Origin of the sequence: Euryhalocaulis sp. (assembly GCF_013911995.1) — a bacterium.
GTDB classification, from domain to species: Bacteria; Pseudomonadota; Alphaproteobacteria; order Caulobacterales; family Maricaulaceae; genus Euryhalocaulis; species Euryhalocaulis caribicus.
Window position 1 is genome coordinate 15,525 of record NZ_JACESD010000020.1, and the last position, 20,275, is coordinate 35,799.

General features: G+C 65.7%; 23 protein-coding genes. 9 read left to right on the forward strand and 14 right to left on the reverse strand.

Annotation, left to right across the window (positions count from 1 at the left end):
• Positions 1-81: 81 nt before the first annotated feature.
• On the forward strand, positions 82-1,218 hold the full coding sequence (locus tag H2040_RS07135) for an aminotransferase class V-fold PLP-dependent enzyme (protein WP_287156320.1): 1,137 nt from the start codon (positions 82-84) through the stop codon (positions 1,216-1,218).
• Here the strand turns inward: H2040_RS07135 and thiD are convergent.
• Genes thiD through lgt form a run of 4 tightly spaced genes read right to left on the reverse strand, consistent with a single transcriptional unit; the run spans position 1,215 to position 4,814 of the window.
• Positions 1,215-2,027, reverse strand: coding sequence for a bifunctional hydroxymethylpyrimidine kinase/phosphomethylpyrimidine kinase (thiD, locus tag H2040_RS07140; protein WP_287156322.1), 813 nt, complete (start codon positions 2,025-2,027; stop codon positions 1,215-1,217). The genes H2040_RS07135 and thiD overlap by 4 nt on opposite strands.
• A complete protein-coding gene (gene pgeF / locus H2040_RS07145) occupies positions 2,024-2,797 on the reverse strand; it encodes a peptidoglycan editing factor PgeF (RefSeq protein ID WP_287156326.1) in 774 nt (257 codons plus the stop codon). Before pgeF ends, thiD begins: the two co-directional genes overlap by 4 nt.
• A gap of 38 nt (positions 2,798-2,835) precedes the next feature.
• Positions 2,836-3,927: a class I SAM-dependent methyltransferase gene (locus tag H2040_RS07150; protein WP_287156328.1), complete on the reverse strand. Its 1,092-nt coding sequence runs from the start codon at positions 3,925-3,927 to the stop codon at positions 2,836-2,838.
• On the reverse strand, positions 3,924-4,814 hold the full coding sequence (gene lgt / locus H2040_RS07155; protein ID WP_287156329.1) for a prolipoprotein diacylglyceryl transferase: 891 nt from the start codon (positions 4,812-4,814) through the stop codon (positions 3,924-3,926). Before lgt ends, H2040_RS07150 begins: the two co-directional genes overlap by 4 nt.
• Positions 4,815-4,932: 118 nt before the next feature.
• Between lgt and H2040_RS07160 the strand changes: the two genes are divergently transcribed.
• The 3 genes from H2040_RS07160 (at position 4,933) to proC (ending at position 6,662) form a co-directional block, all read left to right on the forward strand.
• Positions 4,933-5,235, forward strand: coding sequence for an accessory factor UbiK family protein (locus H2040_RS07160; RefSeq protein ID WP_022697617.1), 303 nt, complete (start codon positions 4,933-4,935; stop codon positions 5,233-5,235).
• 116 nt (positions 5,236-5,351) lie between these two features.
• Positions 5,352-5,846: a type III secretion system chaperone family protein gene (locus H2040_RS07165; protein ID WP_022697616.1), complete on the forward strand. Its 495-nt coding sequence runs from the start codon at positions 5,352-5,354 to the stop codon at positions 5,844-5,846.
• On the forward strand, positions 5,847-6,662 hold the full coding sequence (gene proC, locus H2040_RS07170) for a pyrroline-5-carboxylate reductase (protein WP_022697615.1): 816 nt from the start codon (positions 5,847-5,849) through the stop codon (positions 6,660-6,662).
• 3 nt (positions 6,663-6,665) lie between these two features.
• Here the strand turns inward: proC and H2040_RS07175 are convergent, their stop codons facing one another.
• On the reverse strand, positions 6,666-7,973 hold the full coding sequence (locus tag H2040_RS07175; RefSeq protein ID WP_287156332.1) for an ATP-binding protein: 1,308 nt from the start codon (positions 7,971-7,973) through the stop codon (positions 6,666-6,668).
• A gap of 44 nt (positions 7,974-8,017) precedes the next feature.
• Here H2040_RS07175 and H2040_RS07180 point away from each other — a divergent pair, with 44 nt between their 5' ends.
• Positions 8,018-8,896, forward strand: coding sequence for a branched-chain amino acid aminotransferase (locus H2040_RS07180; RefSeq protein WP_287156334.1), 879 nt, complete (start codon positions 8,018-8,020; stop codon positions 8,894-8,896).
• A gap of 1 nt (position 8,897) precedes the next feature.
• On the opposite strand, the gene H2040_RS07185 is transcribed toward H2040_RS07180, so the two are convergent.
• The 3 genes from H2040_RS07185 to uvrC are packed head-to-tail and all read right to left on the reverse strand — an operon-like array spanning position 8,898 to position 12,063.
• A complete protein-coding gene (locus H2040_RS07185; RefSeq protein WP_287156336.1) occupies positions 8,898-9,620 on the reverse strand; it encodes a response regulator in 723 nt (240 codons plus the stop codon).
• Positions 9,617-10,150 carry a CDP-diacylglycerol--glycerol-3-phosphate 3-phosphatidyltransferase gene (gene pgsA, locus H2040_RS07190; RefSeq protein ID WP_287156338.1) on the reverse strand — a complete coding sequence of 178 codons (534 nt, stop codon included), beginning with the start codon at positions 10,148-10,150 and terminating at the stop codon, positions 9,617-9,619. Before pgsA ends, H2040_RS07185 begins: the two co-directional genes overlap by 4 nt.
• An 11-nt stretch (positions 10,151-10,161) precedes the next feature.
• Positions 10,162-12,063 (reverse strand): excinuclease ABC subunit UvrC, encoded by a 1,902-nt coding sequence (uvrC, locus tag H2040_RS07195; protein ID WP_287156340.1) that lies wholly within the window; start codon positions 12,061-12,063, stop codon positions 10,162-10,164.
• On the opposite strand from uvrC, the gene H2040_RS07200 reads away from it, so the two are divergent.
• Positions 12,062-12,817 carry an SDR family oxidoreductase gene (locus H2040_RS07200; RefSeq protein ID WP_287156342.1) on the forward strand — a complete coding sequence of 252 codons (756 nt, stop codon included), beginning with the start codon at positions 12,062-12,064 and terminating at the stop codon, positions 12,815-12,817. The genes uvrC and H2040_RS07200 overlap by 2 nt on opposite strands.
• On the opposite strand, the gene H2040_RS07205 is transcribed toward H2040_RS07200, so the two are convergent.
• The gene (locus H2040_RS07205; RefSeq protein ID WP_287156344.1) at positions 12,814-13,158 is read right to left on the reverse strand and encodes a dihydroneopterin aldolase; all 345 of its coding nucleotides are present in this window, start codon (positions 13,156-13,158) and stop codon (positions 12,814-12,816) included. The two genes, H2040_RS07200 and H2040_RS07205, sit on opposite strands and share 4 nt — an antisense overlap.
• 168 nt (positions 13,159-13,326) lie before the next feature.
• Between H2040_RS07205 and phhA the strand changes: the two genes are divergently transcribed.
• Positions 13,327-14,238 carry a phenylalanine 4-monooxygenase gene (gene phhA, locus H2040_RS07210; protein WP_287156346.1) on the forward strand — a complete coding sequence of 304 codons (912 nt, stop codon included), beginning with the start codon at positions 13,327-13,329 and terminating at the stop codon, positions 14,236-14,238.
• 3 nt (positions 14,239-14,241) lie between these two features.
• On the opposite strand, the gene H2040_RS07215 is transcribed toward phhA, so the two are convergent.
• Positions 14,242-14,616: a 6-pyruvoyl trahydropterin synthase family protein gene (locus H2040_RS07215; RefSeq protein WP_287156348.1), complete on the reverse strand. Its 375-nt coding sequence runs from the start codon at positions 14,614-14,616 to the stop codon at positions 14,242-14,244.
• A gap of 57 nt (positions 14,617-14,673) precedes the next feature.
• Positions 14,674-15,651 carry a calcium/sodium antiporter gene (locus tag H2040_RS07220; protein ID WP_287156350.1) on the reverse strand — a complete coding sequence of 326 codons (978 nt, stop codon included), beginning with the start codon at positions 15,649-15,651 and terminating at the stop codon, positions 14,674-14,676.
• A 236-nt stretch (positions 15,652-15,887) separates the two neighbouring features.
• On the opposite strand from H2040_RS07220, the gene H2040_RS07225 reads away from it, so the two are divergent.
• Positions 15,888-17,141 carry a Y-family DNA polymerase gene (locus tag H2040_RS07225; RefSeq protein ID WP_287156351.1) on the forward strand — a complete coding sequence of 418 codons (1,254 nt, stop codon included), beginning with the start codon at positions 15,888-15,890 and terminating at the stop codon, positions 17,139-17,141.
• 10 nt (positions 17,142-17,151) lie between these two features.
• On the opposite strand, the gene H2040_RS07230 is transcribed toward H2040_RS07225, so the two are convergent.
• Together H2040_RS07230 and H2040_RS07235 are read right to left on the reverse strand one after the other, a co-directional pair.
• Positions 17,152-18,168: a patatin-like phospholipase family protein gene (locus H2040_RS07230; protein ID WP_287156353.1), complete on the reverse strand. Its 1,017-nt coding sequence runs from the start codon at positions 18,166-18,168 to the stop codon at positions 17,152-17,154.
• A gap of 4 nt (positions 18,169-18,172) precedes the next feature.
• Positions 18,173-18,970: a 3-hydroxybutyrate dehydrogenase gene (locus tag H2040_RS07235; protein WP_287156355.1), complete on the reverse strand. Its 798-nt coding sequence runs from the start codon at positions 18,968-18,970 to the stop codon at positions 18,173-18,175.
• A gap of 109 nt (positions 18,971-19,079) precedes the next feature.
• Here H2040_RS07235 and H2040_RS07240 point away from each other — a divergent pair, with 109 nt between their 5' ends.
• Positions 19,080-19,463 carry a hypothetical protein gene (locus H2040_RS07240; protein WP_287156356.1) on the forward strand — a complete coding sequence of 128 codons (384 nt, stop codon included), beginning with the start codon at positions 19,080-19,082 and terminating at the stop codon, positions 19,461-19,463.
• Here H2040_RS07240 and yaaA read toward each other — a convergent pair.
• Positions 19,460-20,236 (reverse strand): peroxide stress protein YaaA, encoded by a 777-nt coding sequence (yaaA, locus tag H2040_RS07245; RefSeq protein ID WP_287156357.1) that lies wholly within the window; start codon positions 20,234-20,236, stop codon positions 19,460-19,462. The genes H2040_RS07240 and yaaA overlap by 4 nt on opposite strands.
• Positions 20,237-20,275 lie beyond the last annotated feature (39 nt).

Below are 20,275 nucleotides of genomic sequence, written 5' to 3' on the forward strand. Positions count from 1 at the left end.
CGGAAAGGCTTACCGAGGCAGTTGCGCGGGTCAACCATGATTGACGCGGTGCAGCACAAATTCCGGCAGAGGCGAGGCGTCATGCTTTCCAATCAGCGTCATGTTTTCGAGGTTCCGGGCGATGTCGCCTATTTCAATGCCGCCTATATGGGGCCGCTGCTAAGCGCGGCGGCGAAGGCGGGGCGCGAAGGGCTGGAGAGCCGGGCCGCGCCGTGGAAGACCACGCCGCCGGACTTTTTCTCCACCAGCGAGCGGGTGCGGGGGCTGGCCGCGAAGCTGTGGGGGGCGAGCGCCGATCACGTGGCGCTGGTCCCCGCCGCTTCCTATGGCCTCGCCACGGCGGCGCGGAACCTGCCCGTGGAGAAGGGGCAGACGATCCTGACGCTGGCCGACCAGTTTCCCTCCAACATCTATGTCTGGCGGAAGCTGGCCGCAGCGCGCGGGGCGAATGTGCGGATGGCGGCGCGCGGCGCCAATGAAAGCTGGACCGACGCGGTGCTGAACGCGCTGGACCGGGGCTGCGCCGTGCTGGCCCTGCCGCAGGTGCACTGGGTGGATGGCGGTCGGCTGGACCTGGAGAGGATCGCCGCCGCCGCGCGCGAGGCAAACGCGGCGCTGGCGCTGGACCTTACGCAATCGCTGGGGGCGCTGCCGTTCGACGCGGCGGCGGTCGATCCCGATTTCGCGGTGGCGGCCTGCTACAAGTGGCAGCTGGGCCCCTACTCCACCGGGACGCTATATGTGGCCGAACGGCACTGGCGCGGACAGGCGCTGGAGGAGAACTGGATCGTGCGGCGCGGGGCGGAGGATTTCGCCGGGCTGACGAATTACGCCGACGATTACGAGCCGGGCGCGCGCAAGTTCGACATGGGCGAGCGGTCGAACTTCCAGCTCCTGCCGATGGTCGAGGCGGCGCTGAGCCAGATCGCCGAGTGGACGCCGGAGGCGGTGAGCGAGACGCTGGGCGCGTTCAACGCGACGCTGGCGCGGGCGCTGGAGGAAGCGGGGCTGGATTGCGGCGGCGCGCCGGACCGGGCCAACCACTACCTGACCGCCGCCCTGCCGGACGGCGCGCCGGAGACCCTGATCCCGCAACTGGCGGAGAAGAATGTCTATATCTCCCAGCGCGGGCCGCGCCTGCGTATCACGCCGCATCTGCACGCCAATGATGACGATATCGACCGGGTGACCGGGGCGCTGGCGACGGTGCTGGGTTAGCCGCGCCCGAGATCGGACCCGGAACAGGGCCAGGCGTGATTGAGCGGGCCGGCCCCGGCACCGTAACCGGGCGCGGTCTCTATCGCGCGCAGCACATAGGCGCGGGCGTCATCGACGGCGGTGGGCAGGTCATCGCCCTGCGCCAGCCGCGCGGCGATGGCGGAGGCCAGCGTGCAGCCCGTGCCGTGAGTGTGGCGCGTGTCGATTCGGGGGCCGTCGAACATGTGATCGCCCGCCGGGGTCATCAGAACATCGTGGATGGTGTCGCCGGGAATGTGGCCGCCCTTGATCAGCACGGCTTTTGCGCCGGCCTTCAAGAGGGCCTCGCCCGCGCGGCGCTGGCCGTGCAGGTCTTCCACCGCCTCGCCGGTCAGCCGCGCGGCCTCCGGCGCGTTGGGCGTGACCAGCGATGCGCCCGGAATCAGGCGGGCCTGCATGGCGGAGACGGCGGCCTCGTCCAGCAGGCTCTGGCCGCCCTTGGCGACCATCACCGGATCGAGAACGAGAGGCGCGTCCAGCGCAGCGGTTTCCAGCGCGTCCGCCACCGCCTCCACGATCTCCTTCACGCCCAGCATGCCGATCTTGATAGCGTCGGCGCCGAGGTCTTCCGCGGTGACGGCGATCTGCTGCGCGACGAAATCAGGCGGGGCGGGATGAACGCCGTGCACGCCCTTCGTGTTCTGGGCGGTCAGGGCGGTGATGGCGGTCATGGCGTAGCCGCCCAGCGCGGTGACGGACTTGATGTCCGCCTGAATACCGGCGCCGCCGCCGGAATCGGAGCCGGCGATGATCAGGACGCGGCCCTTCATGCCGGGTCCAGCATGATGGCTGACAGCATGCGGCCGTAATCGCCCTCGCCCTCATGCGTTACGCGGCGATAGGAATAAAAGCGGTCCGGGTCCGCATAGGTGTCGTGCGGGGCGGTTTCTATCGATCCGACGCCGGCCTGGGCGAGGCGCTCGGCGACAAAGCTTTTGAGATCGAACTGGAAGCGGCCGCCCTGCCCCGGCGTGAAGAAGCGGTCGAAGGACCAGTCTTCCTTCTGGAAGGTTTCCTTGAATTCGGGACCGACTTCATAGCTGGGCTGAGCGATGCAGGGGCCGACGGCGGCGGCGATCTTCTCCCGCGTCGCGCCGAGCGAGACCATTTCGGAAACGGTGGATTCCACCACGCCGCCCAGCGCGCCTTTCCAGCCGGCATGGGCCGCGCCTACGACGCCGGCTTCCGCGTCCGCCAGCAGGACCGGGGCGCAGTCCGCGGTGAGGACGCCGAGGATCAGGCCGGAAGTTTCGCTGGCCGTGGCGTCGGCCTGCGGACGATCCGCGAAGGGTTCGTCGGCGCGCAGGCAGATGTCGGAATGGACCTGATAGAGCGTAATCAGGCGGTCGGAGGTCCCGCCCAGCCATTCGCTGGCGCGGCGGCGATTCTCCGCCACGGCCTTCACATCGTCATTGGAGCCGACGCCGCAATTGAGACCTTTATAGAGACCTTCGGAGACGCCGCCTTCACGCGTGAAGAAGGCGTGGCGGACGCCGGGCAGGCGGCTGAGGTTTTCGGCCTGTATGGGGATAAGGGTCATGGACCTGACGCTAGTGATTGCCGGGACGGACTTAAAGATCAAAAGCCGGGCGCGGAGGGAAGTTCCGGCGCGCTGAGGCACATCGCCTTGAACAGCGTTCCCATCTGGTCGTCAGAGGTCAGGCGGTGAAGCTGGCGCACGATCAGGCCGCGATCGGCCTTGCCGGACATGGAGAGCGCGGCGGCGCGCTGTTCGATGCCGAGCGCGGTGAGCCAGGCCCCCTGCTCCACCGGCGCGCTGGCGGAAAGGCCGGCGGCTTCCGCGGCGCGCTTCAGAGCGCCGAAATCGACGCGCGCGGTCAGGTCCGCCTTGCCGGGATCGGTCAGCGGATCGACTTTCTCGTGACTTTTGATCGCCTGGAACGTGTCGCCGGTTTCGCTGTCCGCCGGACCGTAATCAATCAGCAGGGCGCGGCCCGGATCAGCGTGGAACCGCCGGGCAATGACATCCACAAGAGACGCATCGCCGGGGCGGGTTTCAACCAGCGCGCCCTCCGGCGCATCGCGCAGGGGCGCGGCGATCTGTTCGATTTCCAGCGCGCTGGCCGGGGCGTGCGACAGGACAAAGGCGAGCGTGTCGTCCGTATCGGGGGCAAAACCGATCAGGCGTTCGCGCCATTCGCCGCCATGCTTCACGAACTGGCGCAGAGGCAGGCAGTCCAGAAATTCGTTGCCGAGAATGATGGACGGGCCGGCGGGGACATCTTCCAGCGCATCGGCCCAGCCGATCTGAAACGGCGCGCTGGCCAGCGTTTGCGCCTGCACATTCTTGAGGGCCGGGCTGGCCTCGACCAGATGCACGCGGGCGGCCCTGGCGAACCCCTCGTCCAGCCGGGCGGCGCGGAGGGCGTCGCTCATCATCGTGCCGCGCCCCGGTCCAAGCTCGATCAGGTGAAACGGGTCCGGCGCGCCCATGTCGCGCCAGGCTTCCACGCACCACAGGCCAATCAGCTCCCCGAACATCTGGCTGACTTCCGGGGCGGTGATGAAATCCGCCCCGGCGCCGATGGGATCACGGGTGGCGTAGAAACCCTCCCGCGGGTCGAACAGCGCCTCGGCCATATAGGCGGCGATGGAGACCGGACCTTCGCTGCGGATGCGCCGGATCAGGCGTTCGCGGATTTCCGTCATGCCGTGGCGCGGGCGGCCGGCGTCTTGAACGCGAGACGGATCAGCCAGAGCCCGGCCAGCGCCATGGGAACAGACAGCATCATGCCCATGGTGATTCCGAACGTGTACTGGTCATAGAGCGCCTGCATGTGTTCATCGGGCGCGCGCACGAATTCCAGCAGGATGCGCGAGACGCCGTAGCCGACAAGAAACAGACCGGTATTCATGCCGGGGCGGCTGAGCGATTTGAAACGCCAGGTGGCGGCGAAGATCACCGCGAACAGGATCAGCCCCTCCATCAGCGCCTCGTAAAGCTGGCTGGGATGGCGCGGGACATAGTCGCCCGCCGGGAAACGGATCGCCCAGGGCAGATCGGTCTGCCGGCCCCAGAGTTCGCCATTCACGAAGTTCGCGATGCGGCCAAAGAAAAGGCCGATGGGCGTTGCGGCGGCGAAAAGATCGGCCAGCCGCAGGACGCCGATGCCGCGCGAGCGCGCGAAGAACCAGATGGCGAGGCCGACGCCGATCAGGCCGCCATGGAAACTCATTCCGCCCTGCCAGGTCATCAGGATCTGTAACGGGTTCGTCCAGATCAGGCTGGTATCGTAAAACAGGACATAGCCAAGCCGCCCGCCCGCGATAACGCCGACCACCGCCCAGATGAACATGTCGTCCACCGCCTCAGGCGATATGGGGGACTTGCCCTTTGCGCCGGGTTCGCGCGTCCAGAGCCGGTCGCGCCGCACCAGCATCAGCACATAGCGCCAGCCCAGCAGCAGGCCGGCGATATAGGCCAGCGCGTACCAGCGCAGCGGGAACGCCCATTCGCGGCCGAACAGCTCCACCGGGCCGATGGTGAAAATATTGGGCTGGAGCCACTCGGGAAAAGGCAGGCCGGCTTCGATCATGCGTGTCGCCCCATGGCAATCGGAGTGTTGGGCCGGGATTAGCGGAAAGCGGACCGGGGCGAAAGGCGCGGCGCCGCGCCATGTGGACCGGAACGCCGCGCGGGAGTAGTTTTCACCCATGCAAAGCAAGAATCCCGTTTTCGAAGATTTCGCCAACCTGATGACCAATGCGGCCGGAGCGGCCAAGAGCGCCGGCGACGAAATGCGCGCCGTGGTGCGCGGCCAGATGGACCGGGTGATCGCGGACATGGACCTTGTGGGCCGCGAGGAGTTCGAGGCCATGAAGCTGGCCGCGCTGGAGGCGAAAGAGGAAGCCGCTGCATTGCGCGAACGCGTGGATGCGCTGGAAAAAGCAATGTCCACAGCGAAGAAAGCCAGCCCGCGCAAGGCCTCCGCGGCGCGCAAGCCGAAAACCGACTGACATCTAGACTTAGTGTCCACAGGCCATAGCGGCGCAATATGTTGCGCGCGCTCCGGCGGACCCATACCGTTTCTCCTACAGGGCGATTCGAGCCCTGCCGAGCTGGGGGAAGCGACATGGACCAGACCATCGAACAGACATTCGCCAGCGACGAACCGCTGGACATTGTCGAGCAGGTTCTGATGGAAGAGCAGCACCCGTATGAGCGGGACATGCTGGAAGTGCATTTCGCCATCGCCGGGGCGTGGTCCGACCATCAGCTGTGGTTTGCGTGGCGGCCGGACGTTCAGACGCTGCACCTTCATCTGGGCCTGGACATCAAGACCCCGCCTTCGCGGCGCGCGGATCTGTGCGACCTGATGGCGCGCGTGAACGAGCGCCTGCCGCTGGGCCACTTCGATTCATGGGAAGAAGAGCAGGCGATCGTGTATCGCAGCACGCTGCCGTTGATCGGCCAGAATGCGGGGCCTTTGCAGGTTTCCACGATGATCGCGGCGGCCACCGAAGCTGCGGATCGTTTCTTCCCGGCCTTCAATTTCCTGATCTGGGCGGGTAAGTCTCCGAAGGAAGCCGCGGACGCGGCAATGTTCGAGACAGTTGGTCAGGCATAAATGGCAAAACGAGTACGCGCGGCGCTGATCGGCGCCGGCCGGATGGGCGGAGCGCTTCTGGAGCGCTGGCTGGAAGCCGGTTTCGAAGGATCCGAAGTTCTGGTCGTGGACCCCAATCCGGGCGAGCGCACGCAGGCCGCGGTGAAAAAGCACGGCGCGCGGCTTGAGGCCGAATGGCCCGAGGGCGTCGAGGCCGATGTCGTCATGATGGGCGTGAAGCCCCAGATGATGGACAAGGTCGGCGGCGCGGTGGCCGGCAAGATCAATGAAGATGCGGTGATCCTTTCCATCGCGGCGGGCCGGACCATTGCCTCCCTGCAGGCGGTGTTCGGCGAGCGCGGCGTGATCCGCGTCATGCCCAACACGCCGGTCGCCATCGGCGCGGGCGTGTGCGGCTTTGTCTGCGCGGACAATGTCACCGATGACCAGAAAGCCAAGGCGCGCAGCGTACTGGAGCCCGGCGGTTTCGTCGCCGAGGTGGAAACCGAGAACCAGCTGGACGCGCTGACCGCGGTGTCCGGTTCCGGCCCGGCCTATATCTTCCTGTTCGCCGAGGCGCTGGCCGGCGCGGCGCGCGCGCAGGACCTGCCCGAGGAGCTGGCGAGCCAGCTGGCGCAGCAGACCGTGATCGGCGCGGCGCTGTTCATGCAGGCCGAGGGCAAGGACCCGGCGGATATGCGCAAGGAGGTCACCTCCCCCGGCGGCACCACCGCCGCGGCGCTGGACGTTCTCTCGCAGAACACCGACACCCTGCCCCGGCTGGTCCGCACCGCCGTGGACGCGGCGGCCCGCAAGGCGAAAGAGCTGGGCCGCTAGGCGCTAGACCGGCAGGCGCACCACGGCGCGCAGGCCGCCCAGCGGCGAATCATCCAGATAGAGGTCCCCGCCATGGCCGCGCGCAATGTCGCGCGCGATGGCGAGGCCGAGTCCGACGCCGTTGCGGTTCTGGTTGCGCGCGGGGTCCAGCCGGTTGAAGGGGGTGAAGGCTTCCTCCCGCATGTCCTGCGGGATGCCGGGACCATCATCGTCGATCAGGATTTCCACTGCCCCCTCGCCCGCCTTCAGGGACAGGCGGACCGTATCGGCATGGGCGGCGGCGTTGGCGATGAGATTGCCGACCGCGCGCTTGATCGCCAGCTCCCGCACCGGCGCGCTGACTTCGTCGCTGCCCTCCACCGCCACATCCATGCCGCCGCGGGCTGCGTCATCCGCGGCCTGACGCAGCAGCGCGGCGAGATCGGCCGGGGCGGCGTCCTCCACCCCCTGCCCTTTGGCGAAGGAGAGATACTCCTCCAGCATCGCTTCCATCTCCTTCACGTCCTTGCGGGCCGCTTCGCGGGCCGGGCCTTCGGGCATGAGGGCCAGCTGCAATTTCAGGCGAGTGAGCGGGGTGCGGAGATCGTGGCTGACGCTGGCCAGAAGCGCCGTGCGCTGTTCCAGATGGCGGCGGATGCGCTGTCGCATCTGAATGAAGGCGAGCGCGGCGCGGCGGACCTCGCTGGCGCCGGCGGGCTTGAAGCGTTCCGGATCGCGGCCCATGCCGAACTCCTCCGCCGCCTGGGCCAGACGCTCGATCGGCCGGACCTGATTCTTGATGAACAGGATGGAGACCAGCGCCAGGATCACCGTCGCCCCGAACAGCCAGACTAAAAAGATATAGCCGGTGGGCGCGAAGACCTGATCGCGCCGGGCGATGATGCGCATGACGCCCTCATCCACCTGAATGCGGATATCGACATGGTTGGGATAGCGCGTGGTGTCGAACCAGAAAGGCTGGTCCAGCCGCCCGGCCAGCGCACGGCGCAAGGCGCGGTCCAGCGCGGAGAAGAAGGAGGAGCGGACATTGTCCGGCAATTCCTCGCCCCGCGAAATCACGGCGGAAATCTGGGTCGCTTCCTCCGCCCGCGCGGCCCATTGTGGAAACTCCTCCGGCGCGTCTTCATGGATGCGCACGAGGAAGGCGACATCGCCGGCCACGCCTTCCGACAGGCGGGCCGTGGTGGCTTGCCAGTGCTCCTCGAAAAAGGAGAAAACGACCAGAGTCTGCATGATGGCGATCGGCAGCAGGATGATCAGGTAGGATCGCCAGTACAGCCCCTTGGGGAGATATTTCTTGAGCGGGCTCATTGATGCTAGCCTAACGCTTTATCAGCCGGAATCGGAGAGAGTTTATGAGCGTCGTTCCTTTCGACCAGCGCGAAGGCGTGATCTGGATGGACGGATCCTTCGTCGACTGGAAAGACGCGAAGATTCACGTGCTGAGCCACGGCCTGCACTATGCGTCGTCCGTGTTCGAGGGCGAGCGCGCCTATGACGGCGAAATCTTCAAGAGCCAGGCCCATACGGACCGGCTGCTGAATTCGGCGAAACTGCTGGACATGAAGGTCCCGTTCAGAGGCGCGGACATCGAGGCGGCCAAGCGCGAAACACTGGAAAAATGCGGGCTGGAGACGGCCTATCTGCGCCCGGTCATCTGGCGCGGCAGCAACCAGATGGGCGTCACCGCCGACCCCGATGACGTGCGCGTGGCCATCGCGGCGTGGCCGTGGGGGGATTATTTCAAGGACCGGGAGAAAGGCATCCGCGTGACGCTGTCCGACTGGCGGCGGCCCGATCCGAAAACGATCCCGGTGAAGGCGAAGGCGGCGGGCCTGTACATGATCTGCACCCTGTCCAAGCACGCGGCGGAGCGGGAAGGTTTTTCCGACGCCATGATGCTGGACTGGCGCGGCCTGATCGCCGAATGCACGGGATCGCACATCTTCTTCCTGAAGGATGGCGAGCTGCACACGCCCAAGGGCGACTGCATCCTGGACGGCATCACGCGCTCCACGGCCATCGCGCTGGCGGAGCGGCGGGGCGTCAAGGTCAACCGGCGCGATATCCGGCCGGAGGAATTGTCTGATTTTCAGGGCTGTTTCGTCACCGGCACCGCGGTGGAGATTACCCCGGTGCGGGAAATGGCGGGCGTGGAGTTCGAGGTCGGCCAGCTGATCCGCGATCTGGCGCAGGATTACTCCGACCTGACCCACGGGCGGCTGAAGCTGTAGCTCAACCGCCCTCTTCTTCCGCCTCGGCGATCAGCTTGTAGCCGGCGCCGCGGACGGTCTGCAGGTGCAGGGCGGCGCGGGGGTCGGCTTCGATCTTTCGGCGCAGGCGGGCGACCTGCACGTCAACGGCGCGGCCCGAACCCGCGCCGGTGCGGGCGGCCAGCGCCTCGCGCTCCATCGGCTTGCCGGGATTGGCGGCCAGCGCGGTCAGCAGCGCCGCCTCCCCTTGAGTCAGGCGCACCGAGTCCTCGCCATCCTCCCGCGCCAGCTCCAGCGATTCCAACGCGTAACGAAAATCGCCAAAGCGCACGGTTTCCGGCTTCGGCGCGGGCTGGGCGCGGCGCAATATGGCGTCGATGCGCAGCAGCAGCTCCTCCGGCTCGAACGGCTTGGCGAGATAGTCGTCGGCGCCGGCGGTCAGCCCCTCGATCCGGTCGTTGGATTCGCCGCGCGCGGTCAGCAGCAGGATCGGCACGTGGGATTTCTCCCGCACGCCCTTGGTCAGCGAGAACCCGTCCTCCCCCGGCATCATGACGTCGAGGATCAGCAGGTCGAAATCGAGGCTGAGCATCAGGGACCGCGCGCGCGCCGCGTTGGCGGCGGTGGAGACGCGGTAGCCGTTATTGCCGAGATAATCCTTCAGAAGCGACCGGATGCGGTCGTCATCATCGACGACAAGGAGGTGCGAGCCCTTGCGGGCGTCTTCCCGGCTGTCCTGGTTCATCCGGCTTTCCTCATGGAGAGAAGATATTGCGCGCCGGTATAGGCCGACAACGCCCCGGCGAGCCACAGCGCGGCGAGGCCGCCCATATAGAGCCCGCCGCCGCCATCAATGGGCGAGACGATCAACAAGGCCAGCGCCACGAACTCCGCCGTGGTTTTCCATTTGGCCAGCCCGGTGACGGCAAGCGAAACGCCCGCCCTGGCGGCGTATTCGCGCACGCCGGAAATCAGGATATCGCGCAGCAGAATCATGCCGGCGGGGATCAGGTGCCAGGTTTGCAGCATCCCGGAGCCGGCCAGCGCCAGCAGCACCAGCGCGACCAGGATCTTGTCGGCGATGGGGTCCAGCGCCGCGCCGAAGGCGGATTCGGTCTTCATGGCGCGGGCGATTTTCCCGTCCAGAAGATCCAGAAGCGCCGCCAGGATGAAAAGCGACACGGCGGCGGCCGGCAAGCCGGCGATGATGAGGGCGGCGACCAGCGGGGCGAGCGCCACGCGGCCAAGCGTCAGAATATTGGGAAGCGAGGTCAAAAGGCGGTCCTTTATTCGCGGAACCAGTCATAAATCTTGCGGGCGAGCGCGGTTGAAACGCCCGGGGTCTTCTCAAGATCCGCCAGCGCGGCGCGGCTGACCCCGCGGGCCGAACCGAATTGCGCCAGCAGCGCCTTCTTGCGCGACGCGCCAACGCCGGGAATTTCGTCCAGCGGGTTCTGGCTGGCGGCCGATTTGCGCCGGGCGCGGTGGCCACCGATCACGAAACGGTGGGATTCGTCCCGCAGGCGCTGGAGATAATAGAGCACCGGGCTGCCGGGTTCGAGCTTCATCGCCGGGCGGCCGCGCATGAAGAAAGTCTCCCGCCCCGCGTCGCGGTCCGGCCCCTTGGCGATGGCGACCAGCGGGATGTCGGCCAGGCCCAGCTCGTCCATCACCTCTGTCACGGAGGACAGCTGGCCGCGGCCGCCATCGATCAGGACAAGGTCCGGGCGGTTGCCCGAGCCCTTCTCTTCATCCTTCATCAGGCGGGAAAAGCGGCGGGTCAGGACTTCCTGCATCATGGCGTAATCGTCGCCCGGCTCGGTCTCGTCCCACTTGATGTTGAACTTGCGGTACTGGCTTTTCTCGAAACCTTCCGGCCCGGCGACGATCATCGCGCCCAGCGCATTCGTGCCCATGATGTGGGAGTTGTCGTAAACCTCGATCCGCTTGGGCGGCGCGTCCAGATCGAAGGCCTCAGCCACGCCGCGCAGCAATTTCTCCTGCGTCGAGGTCTCGGCCATCTTGCGGACCAGCGCCTCGCGCGCATTGTTCTCCGCCTGCCCCAGAACGCTGGCCTTCTCGCCGCGTCGGGCGGGACGGATTTCCACCTTGCGCTCGGACCGCACCGTCAGCGCCTCGGACAGCAGGCCGCGTTCCTCGAAATCGTGATTGACCAGGACCAGGCGCGGGGCCGGCTTGTCGTCATAGAATTGCGCCAGGAAGGCCCCCAGAACCTCGCCCGCCTCCGCATCATTGTCATGGCGCGGGAAATAGGAGCGCGTGCCCCAGTTCTGCCCGGCGCGGAAAAAGAAGACCTGAACGCAGGACTGCCCGCCTTCCATGGCCAGGGCGATGACGTCCGCTTCCTCGATCCCCTGCGGATTGATGCCCTGGGTTTCCGTGACGGCGGACAGGGCGCGGATGCGGTCGCGATACTGGGCGGCCTGCTCGTAATTCATGTCCTCGGCGGCGGCGGCCATCTTCTTCTGAAGCTCGGCGACCAGCTCCACCGACTTTCCGCTCAGAAAGTCGTTCGCCTGCTCGACCAGCTTGTTGTAGTCGGCCTCGCTGATCTCCCCCGTGCAGGGGCCGGAACAGCGCTTGATCTGGTGCAGCATGCAGGGCCGCGAACGACTGTCATAGACGCTGTCCGAACAGGTGCGCAGCAGGAAGGCCTTCTGCAGAATGTCCAGCGTGCGATTGACCGCGCCGGCGCTGGCGAACGGGCCGTAATAGTCGCCCTGTTTCTTGCGCGATCCGCGATGCTTGAGGATTTGCGGCGCTTCATGGTCGCGGCGCACGAGGATGTAAGGGAAGGATTTGTCGTCCCGCAGCAGCACGTTGTAGCGCGGCCGGTAGCGCTTGATGAGGTTTGCTTCGAGGAGCAGCGCCTCGGTCTCCGTCGCCGTAACGACGAATTCCATGGAGGCGGTTTCGTGGATCATGCGGGAGATGCGGTTCGAGTGTCCGGCATATTTGGTGTAGCTGGACACGCGCTTTTTCAGATTGTGCGCCTTGCCGACATAGAGGACGTCGCCGGTCTCCGACAGCATGCGGTAAACGCCCGGTTTTCCCGGCAGGCGGCGCACATAGTCGGCGATGACGCCGGGGCCACGCGCTTGCGTGCGCGGCGTCTTTGCGTCATCACCCGCGCGATCTTTGTTTTCGGATTCAGGGGCGCCGCTCATGGCAGACAAAGTCGCTCTGGTTACCGGCGCTGGCAAGCGTATCGGGCGGGCGATCGCACTTGGTCTTGGCCGCGCCGGGTGGCGGGTGATCGTTCACTACAACAGTTCGGACGAAGCGGCGCGCGCGGTCCGGGACGAGATCAGGGATGCGGGGGGACATGCCGATCTGGCCGGATTCGACCTCGAGGATGTCGAGGCTGCGCGCGCCTTCATCTCCGATATCGGGATTGTCCACGCGCTTATCAATAACGCCTCTGTTTTCGAGGCCGACACGCCGCAGGACGTGGCGCCGGACCAGTTCCTGACGCATCTGAAAGTGAATTTGATGGCGCCGGTGCTGCTGGCCAGCGAAATGGCGAAAGCGCACACGCAGCGCGCCTCGGGCTGCGTGATCAATCTGCTGGACCAGAAGCTGTTCGCCCTGAACCCGGATCATTTCAGCTATACGCTGTCCAAATACGCCCTGCTGGGCGCGACCAAGACGATGGCGATGTCGCTGGCCCCGGCGGTGCGGGTGAACGCCATCGCGCCGGGCCTGACCCTGCCCGCGCCGGGCCAGAGCGACGCGCAGTTCGAGAAGGCGCACCGCATGAACCCGATGCAGGGCGGCGCAGAGCCGGAAGATCACGTGCGGGCGATCGAGTTCATCCTGGCCACGCCCTCCATGACCGGACAGGTCATCACCATCGATGGCGGCGAACACCTGTCGCAGCGCCAGCGGGACGTATCCTATCTGGTCGGGGACGAAGACTAGAGCTTGGCGGTCGCCGTCAGGGCTTCGGCGTTGACGGTTTGCGGGATCTTGGTGACGCGCACTTCGGCGCTTTCCACCGCCCCCATCGCCACGACTTCCTTGCAGATATCCACGGCCAGCGTCTCTATCAGGTCGTGATGGCGGCGGTCGGCCACCATCTGCGCGGCCTTGGCGATATCGTCATAGCTGGCGGTCTCCTCCAGCTTGTCATGCTGCGGCGCGGCGTTCAGCCAGGCGGTAATGTCGATCTCTATCGGCTGGGGGGTCGTGCGCTCCCGCGCCCAGACGCCAATGGAGGCGACAATCTTCAGCGCCTGTATCTGGATGGAAACTTGAGCCATGGGCGAGGTGTTGTTCCTGACAAGAATGCGCGAAAGAAGCGTGCTTACGGGCTTGCGCCGCGCGGTTCAAGCGCAGGCGAAAGCTGCCCGCGCGGCCTTTTATCGTCCATACATGCCGCGTAGATTCGCGCCGATAAGAATTTTCACGCCCTTTAAAGGAGATCCCGCATGGTTGAACTCCGCGTTCCGACATCCGATCCCGTCGTCCAGCGCCAGGTCGAGCAGGGAAAGGTCAATGACGACTATTCCATCGATCAGTGCTGGGACGAGTACACGTCCGGCGAGCACGAGATGTGGGAGAAGCTCTACAAGCGCCAGACCGGCATGCTGGGCGGTCGCGCCTGCGACGAGTTCTATGACGGGCTGAAACAGCTTGGCATCGACAAGGGCGGCATCCCCGATTTCCGGGAGCTGAACCCCAAGCTGGAGGCGCTGACCGGGTGGAATCTGGTGCCGGTGCCCGGCCTGATCCCGGACGAGCCGTTCTTCACCCACCTGGCCAATCGCCGCTTCCCCGTGGGCCGTTTCATCCGCAAGCCGGAAGAGATGGATTATCTGCAGGAGCCGGACATCTTCCATGACGTGTTCGGCCATGCGCCGCTGCTGGCCCTGCCGGAGTTTGGCGACTACATGGCCGCCTATGGCCGCGGCGGCCTGCGCGCCATGGAGTTCGGCACGCTGGAGAACATCACGCGGCTCTACTGGTACACGGTGGAGTTCGGCCTGATCGGCAAGCCGGGCGACATGAAGATCTATGGCGCGGGCATCGTCTCTTCCTACGCCGAATCCGTCTTCTCTCTGGAGGCGCGCAGCCCGAACCGCATCGCGTTCGACATTCCACGCATCATGAAGACGGAATACCGCTATGACGACTTCCAGCAGACCTATTTCGTGATCGATTCGTTCAAGCAATTGCTGGACGAGACCACGGGGCAGGACTTCGCGCCGATCTATGAGCGCATCAAGCAGATGGAAGACATCCCGGCCAGCGAGACGCGGGACGGCGACACGGTCTATCAGGAAGGCACGCAGGAATACGCCGAAGCCGGCGGCCGCTGGGAAGACGCGCCGCAGGTCTAGGGGCTAGCCGAGCTTCACCACCGCCCGTTCGCCGCAGGACGGGCGGCGGATTTCCACCGCGACAAGGCCTGGCAGGTCGTTCTCCAGACGGTCGAAGACCCAAGCCGCGATTGCTTCCAGCGAGACGCGGTCCAGTCCCTCGACGTCATTGAGAAGGGTGTGGTCGAGTTTCGAGACCACGGCGCCGACGGTTTCCTCGATCTTCCAGAAATCCTTCACCCAGCCGGAATCGTCCTTCAGCGGGCCGGAGAGAGTCACCGAGCCTTCGAAGGAATGGCCGTGCAGGTTCTTGAAAGGATGGCCGTCGGGCTTGTGCTCGAAATAGTGAGCGGCCTCGAACTTGAAATCCTTTGAGATTTCTATGCGCTTTTGGGTCATGGCTGGTGGCGCGAACAGCTGATAACGATGTGCGAAGCGCGCCGTTTCGCGCGGAAATCAGCCCAAAGTCAAGCGGGCCAGCCAGTAGATATAGCCCGCATAGCCCGCCAGCATGGCAAAACCGATAAAGCGGTTGAGCTTCGTGCGCATGAAGATCAGCAGCGCCAGAAGCCCGGTGGTCCCCAGCATCAGCCAGAACTCTACGGTGAAGAATTGCTGGGTCACCGGGATATCGCCAACCATCGAGGCGATCCCGCCGACCGCCAGAATATTGAACAAATTGGAGCCGAGGACATTGCCGATGGCGACCTCCGCATGGCCGCGCGCGGCGCTGATGACGCTGGCCGCCAGCTCCGGCAGGGAGGTGCCGAGCGCAAATAGGGTCAGGCCGACAACGGCGGGCGGAACGCCGGCCGCATAAGCCACGCCCATGCCGCCCTTCACGATCATCACCCCGCCCAGCGGCAGGCCGATAACGCCGATCAGGATCATCCCGGCGATACGCAGCCAGGAATGGGGCATCGCCTCCATTTCCTCGAAATCGGTCAGTTCCGCGATCTGCGGGTCGGCGATTTCCGGCTTGCGGGCGTCGCGATAGAGCCACAGCAGATACAGGATCAGGACGGCGAGCAGGATCAGCCCATCCCGGAGAATGACCAGCCCGTCCCAGCTGAGCCCGATCAGCAGAACGGTGGCGGCGAAAGCCACGATGGCGTTGCGCCGCAGGCCCGGCGTGGTGACGCCGATAGCCCCGAAGATCAGCGCCGGCACGCCCAGGATCAGCAGGACATTGGCGATGTTGGAGCCAATGATATTGGCGAGTGCGACGTCCGGCTGTCCCTCCAGCACCGCGTCCACGCTGACCGCCAGCTCCGGCGCCGAGGTGCCGAAGGCGACAATGGTCAGGCCGACCAGCAGTTTGGGCACGCCCCATTTCCGGGCCAGCGCCGCGGCGCCGCGGATCAGGTAGTCCGCCGTGACCAGAAGCAGGACGAAACCGCCCAGCAACAGCGCGAAAAGGATGGGAAGAGACATGCCGGCGGACGCCGTTCGATCAGTCGATGCGGCCGGACTGGATCACGTTGAGAACTGCGAAAACGGCAACAAAGAGAAGGATGGCGTAAATCGCGGCCATGAGAGCCCCCGAACAAAGGATGGATTGGATTTCCCCCGAGATATAGCCCGTCCGCCGCCCCGCGTCCAAGCGGGAAGGCGCATATCGCTTGACTCATTTTCGTTCCTGTTTTGTTCTGCATGACGGAGGATTTGTCATGCGCCTGCCCGATCAGCTCGAACGGCTCTACATGGATTTCGACAGCTTCTTTGCGAGCGTCGAACAGCAGGACGATCCGGCCCTGCGCGGGCGCCCCGTGGGCGTGATCCCGCTGGACACGGACGGCACCAGCCTGATCGCGGCCAGCAAGGAAGCGAAGGCGGCGGGCGCCACGCGCGGCGTTTCCGTGCGGGAGGCGCGCCAGCTCTGCCCCGGGATCGCGCTGCGCACGGCGCGGCATGACCGCTATGTGATGGTCCACAACGCCATTCTGGCCAGCGTGGGCGCCATCCTGCCGATCCGGAAAGTGTGGTCGGTGGACGAGGTGGAGTGCGCGTTGCTGGGCTGGGAGCGGCGGGAGCCGGAACGGCTGGCCGCCACGCTGAAGGCGCGGCTGGCCGCCGATATCGGCCCGGCGGTCACTTGCTCCATCGGGTTTTCCACCAATCAGTTCCTGGCGAAAGTGGCCGCGGAGATGAACAAGCCGGACGGTCTGGTCATATTGCGGGCGCAGGATCTGCCGGGGCCGTTATTCTCGCTGCAGCTGACCGATCTTCCGGGCATCGCGAAAAGCATGCAGCGCCGGCTTCTGGCGGCCGGCGTGGACAGCGTGGAGGCGCTCTGGAACCTCTCGCCCAAGCATGCGCGGGCGCTGTGGGGATCGGTGAACGGCGAACGCTTCTGGGCGCAGCTGCGCGGGTTCGACGTGGAAATTCCCGACACCCAGCGCATGATGTTCGGCCATGGCCGCATCCTGACGCCCGACTGGCGCGGGCCGGGCCGGGCGCGGGCCTGCGCGCGGCTGCTGGCGGCCAAGGCGGCGCGGCGGATGCGCCGGGCGGGCTATTACGCACGCTCCCTGAGCCTGTCCCTGACATGGGAGGACGAGGAAGCCGGACGCTGGGGCGCGGACGCGCATTTCGACGCCGCCTCCGACGATCACAGCGTGTTGCGGGCGCTGGACGGGCTGTTCGCCGAGGCGCTGGGGCCGCACCGGACGCGGCGGATCAAGAAGGTGCATGTCATGCTGCACCGGATCATCCCGGCCGACGCGCGGATCGAAAACCTGTTCGAACCGCCGGAGGCGCGCAGCCAGCGGCATCGCTGGGAGGCGGCGACCGGGGCGATGGACAAGCTGAACAAGCGGTATCAGAGCTGTGTTCTCAGCGTCGGTCCGCGCGCCGAACCGCCGGGCGGCTATGCCGGCGCCAAGATCGCCTTCGGACGCATTCCGGACATGGAGGATTTCTGAAAGCCCGCGTTCAGCGGTCGAGATATTCCGAGCGGATATCGATGCTGGATTCCTTGCCGATACGGTCGAAACACTCGTCCAGCCAGTGCGCGGCGGTGTCGCGGCCGCGGGCGAACAGATCCTCGATAAAGCCGCGGTCGGTGCGGTACTTGGTGTCCGCGCCCAGACCGGACAGCGCCGCGTCCGCGCGGATGGAATGGATGCGCATGTCGCGATAGCGCTTATCCACGTCGCCGGAGAGCCATTTCTCCCGGCGCAGCTTCTTCACGAAATCTATGGCGCGCAGCTCCGCCTGGAGCGAGGTGTTGAAGGTGATCTCGTTGACGCGGTTGACGATGTCGGCGGCGGTGGTGGGCGGTCCCTCATTCCGGTTCATCGGGTTGATATGGACGATGACGATGTCGCTGGGCGTGTCTTCGTAGAAGAACGGCCACAGCGCCGGGTTCGCCGTATAGCCGCCATCCCAGTAATGCTCCCCGTCAATCTCCACCGCCTGAAACAGGAAGGGCAGGCAGGCGGAGGCAAGGATGGCGTCCACCGTCAGTTCGTCCTTGCGGAAGATGCGCGCCTTGCCGGTGCTGACATTGGTGGCGGCGATGAAGAGTTTCAGGTCCGCGCAGGCCCGCGCGCCTTCCACGTCCAGCGTTTCCTCCAGAATGTCGCGCAGCGGGTTCAGGCCCAGCGGATTGAGATTGTACGGGCTGGTCAGGCGCGTGAAGGCGTCCATCCAGCCAAACATCATGCGCTGGAACGGCCCGCCCATGGTGTTGGGGGCGAAGACGTTGGAGGTGCTGGCGATCTGCCCCCAGACGCGGCGCATACGCTCCCGCGCCCCCTCCGCCCCTTCGGCATGATAGCCGCTGGCCCAGGCCGCCGCATTGACCGCGCCGGCGCTGGTCGCCGACATGGCGGCGACGCCAAGGCGGCCATCCTCGGCCAGCTTGTCCAGAACGCCCCAGGTGAAAGCTCCGTGCGCGCCGCCGCCCTGCAGGGCGAGGCAGACGGGTCTGGGGCCGTTCGCCGCCACCGGCCTAGTGCGTCAGCCAGCCGCCATCGACGGGAATCGCCACGCCGGTGGTGGACGCGCCCGCATCCGAGACGAGATAGCGCAACAGGCCAACCAGCTGGTCATAGTCGGTGAATTTCTTGGTGAAGGTGTCGGCGAGGAAGACTTTCTCGACGACCTCCTCCTCGCTGATCCCCCGGCTTTTGGCCTGGTCCGGAATCTGCGCCTCGACCAGCGGCGTCTTTACATAGCCGGGGCAGATGGCGTTGCAGGTGATCCCGAACTCCCCGCCTTCCTGCGCCACGGTCTTGGTCAGGCCGACCATGCCGTGTTTGGCGGCGACATAGGCGGACTTGAAGGGCGAGGAGATCAGGCCGTGTACGCTGGCCAGGTTCACGATCCGGCCCCGGCCCTGCGCCTTCATCACCGGCATGGCGTGCTTGATGGCGTGGAAGGCGGAAGACAGATTGATCGCGATGATCGCGTCCCATTTCTCCTTCGGGAAATCCTCGATCTTCTCGACATGCTGGATGCCGGCATTGCAGACGAGGATGTCCAGCCGCCCGAATTCCGATTTCGCGAACGCGACCATGTCGGCGATCTCGTCCGCCTCCAGCATATTGGCCGGGTGATAGCGGACCTCGACGCCGCATTCGCTGGCAAGCTCCGCGCGCGTCTTCTCGATTTCCGCTTCATCGCCAAGGCCGTTCAGGACAATGTTCGCGCCCGACTCGGCGAGGCCTTTCGCGAATTGGAGGCCGATGCCGCTGGTCGATCCGGTGATCAGGGCCGTCTGGCCGTCGAGACTTCTGGACGCTGACATGGGCGATGTGCCTCCTTGTTATTCCTGAACCGTGCGGCGCGGCTTACTCTATGACCGAGATTGCCGCCATGCGAAACCGCCGCGGTTCAAGACGCCGCAGGAATTTGCCATGAGATTATGGAGCACAGCGTTTCTGGCCGCCCTCGCCCTGCTGACCGCTTGCGGCCCGGCGGTCGACGAGAACGGCAGGCTGGTCGAAAAACCGCCCAGCCGTACCGCCGCCGATGACCTGTATTACTGCGCCGGTTTGATGATCGCGGCGCGCGAACGCGGCGAAGTGGAGAAATGGCTGGACGCGGGCGTCAGCGAGACGGACGCCCTGGCGGCGCGGCTGGAAGAGGAAGCGAAGCAGGCGTTGCGCAATTCCGGCCAGATTCGCTGGGAAGAGAACGTGCGCACCGCGCGCTACCGCACCGCCCGCGCCGATCTGGCGATCGGCTTGCCGGGCATTCCGCCTGAAGACTGCGTGGAGCGCGGGCGGGCCTTGCCCTAGCCGTTCTTCGGCGCGGGCTTGGGCCGGGTGAACACCCATTCGTCATCGCTGGAGAGCGCCTTGTCATAGGCGTAGCCCTCGCCCTTGAAATTGGTCAGGGAGGCCGTGTCGTCGATACGGTTTTCGATGATCCAGCGGGTCATCGCCCCGCGCGCATACTTGGCATAGAACGCCATGACGCGGGGGTCGCCCTTGTCCGTGATTTCCTTGAAGACCGGCGTGATGACGCGGCCCTTCAACGCCTTGCGGTCCACCGATTTGAAATATTCATTGGAGGCGAGGTTCACGATCACGTCGTCTTTCGCGGCGTCGTTCACCGCCTTGGCGATATCGGAGCCCCAGAACTCATAGAGGTTCGCCTTGCGGCCGATTTTCAGCTTCGTGCCCATCTCCAGCCGGTAGGGCTGAATGCCGTCCAGCGGACGCAGCAGGCCGTAGAGCCCCGACAGGATGCGCACATGGTCCTGCGCCCATGTCATGTCGTCCGCGTTCAGCGACCGCGCATCAAGGCCGCGATAGACGTCGCCCGCGAAGGTCAGGGCGGCGGGCGCATTGGCGTCGCGGTCCGCCTCGAAACTCTGGAAACGCTGATAGTTCAGGTCGGCCAGATCGTCCGACAGGTTCATCAGCTTCTTGATCTTCGGGCGCGTCAGCTTCGACGCCGCCTTGGCGATTTGCGCCGTGCGGTCGGGAAAGGGCGGCTTCGAAGCCTTCACTTTCAGGCCATGGGCGGAGAAATCGAGCGACTTGGCGGGGGAGAGAAGAATGATCATGCGTCTTTTCTTACAATCTGCGGACCGATTCTGAACACC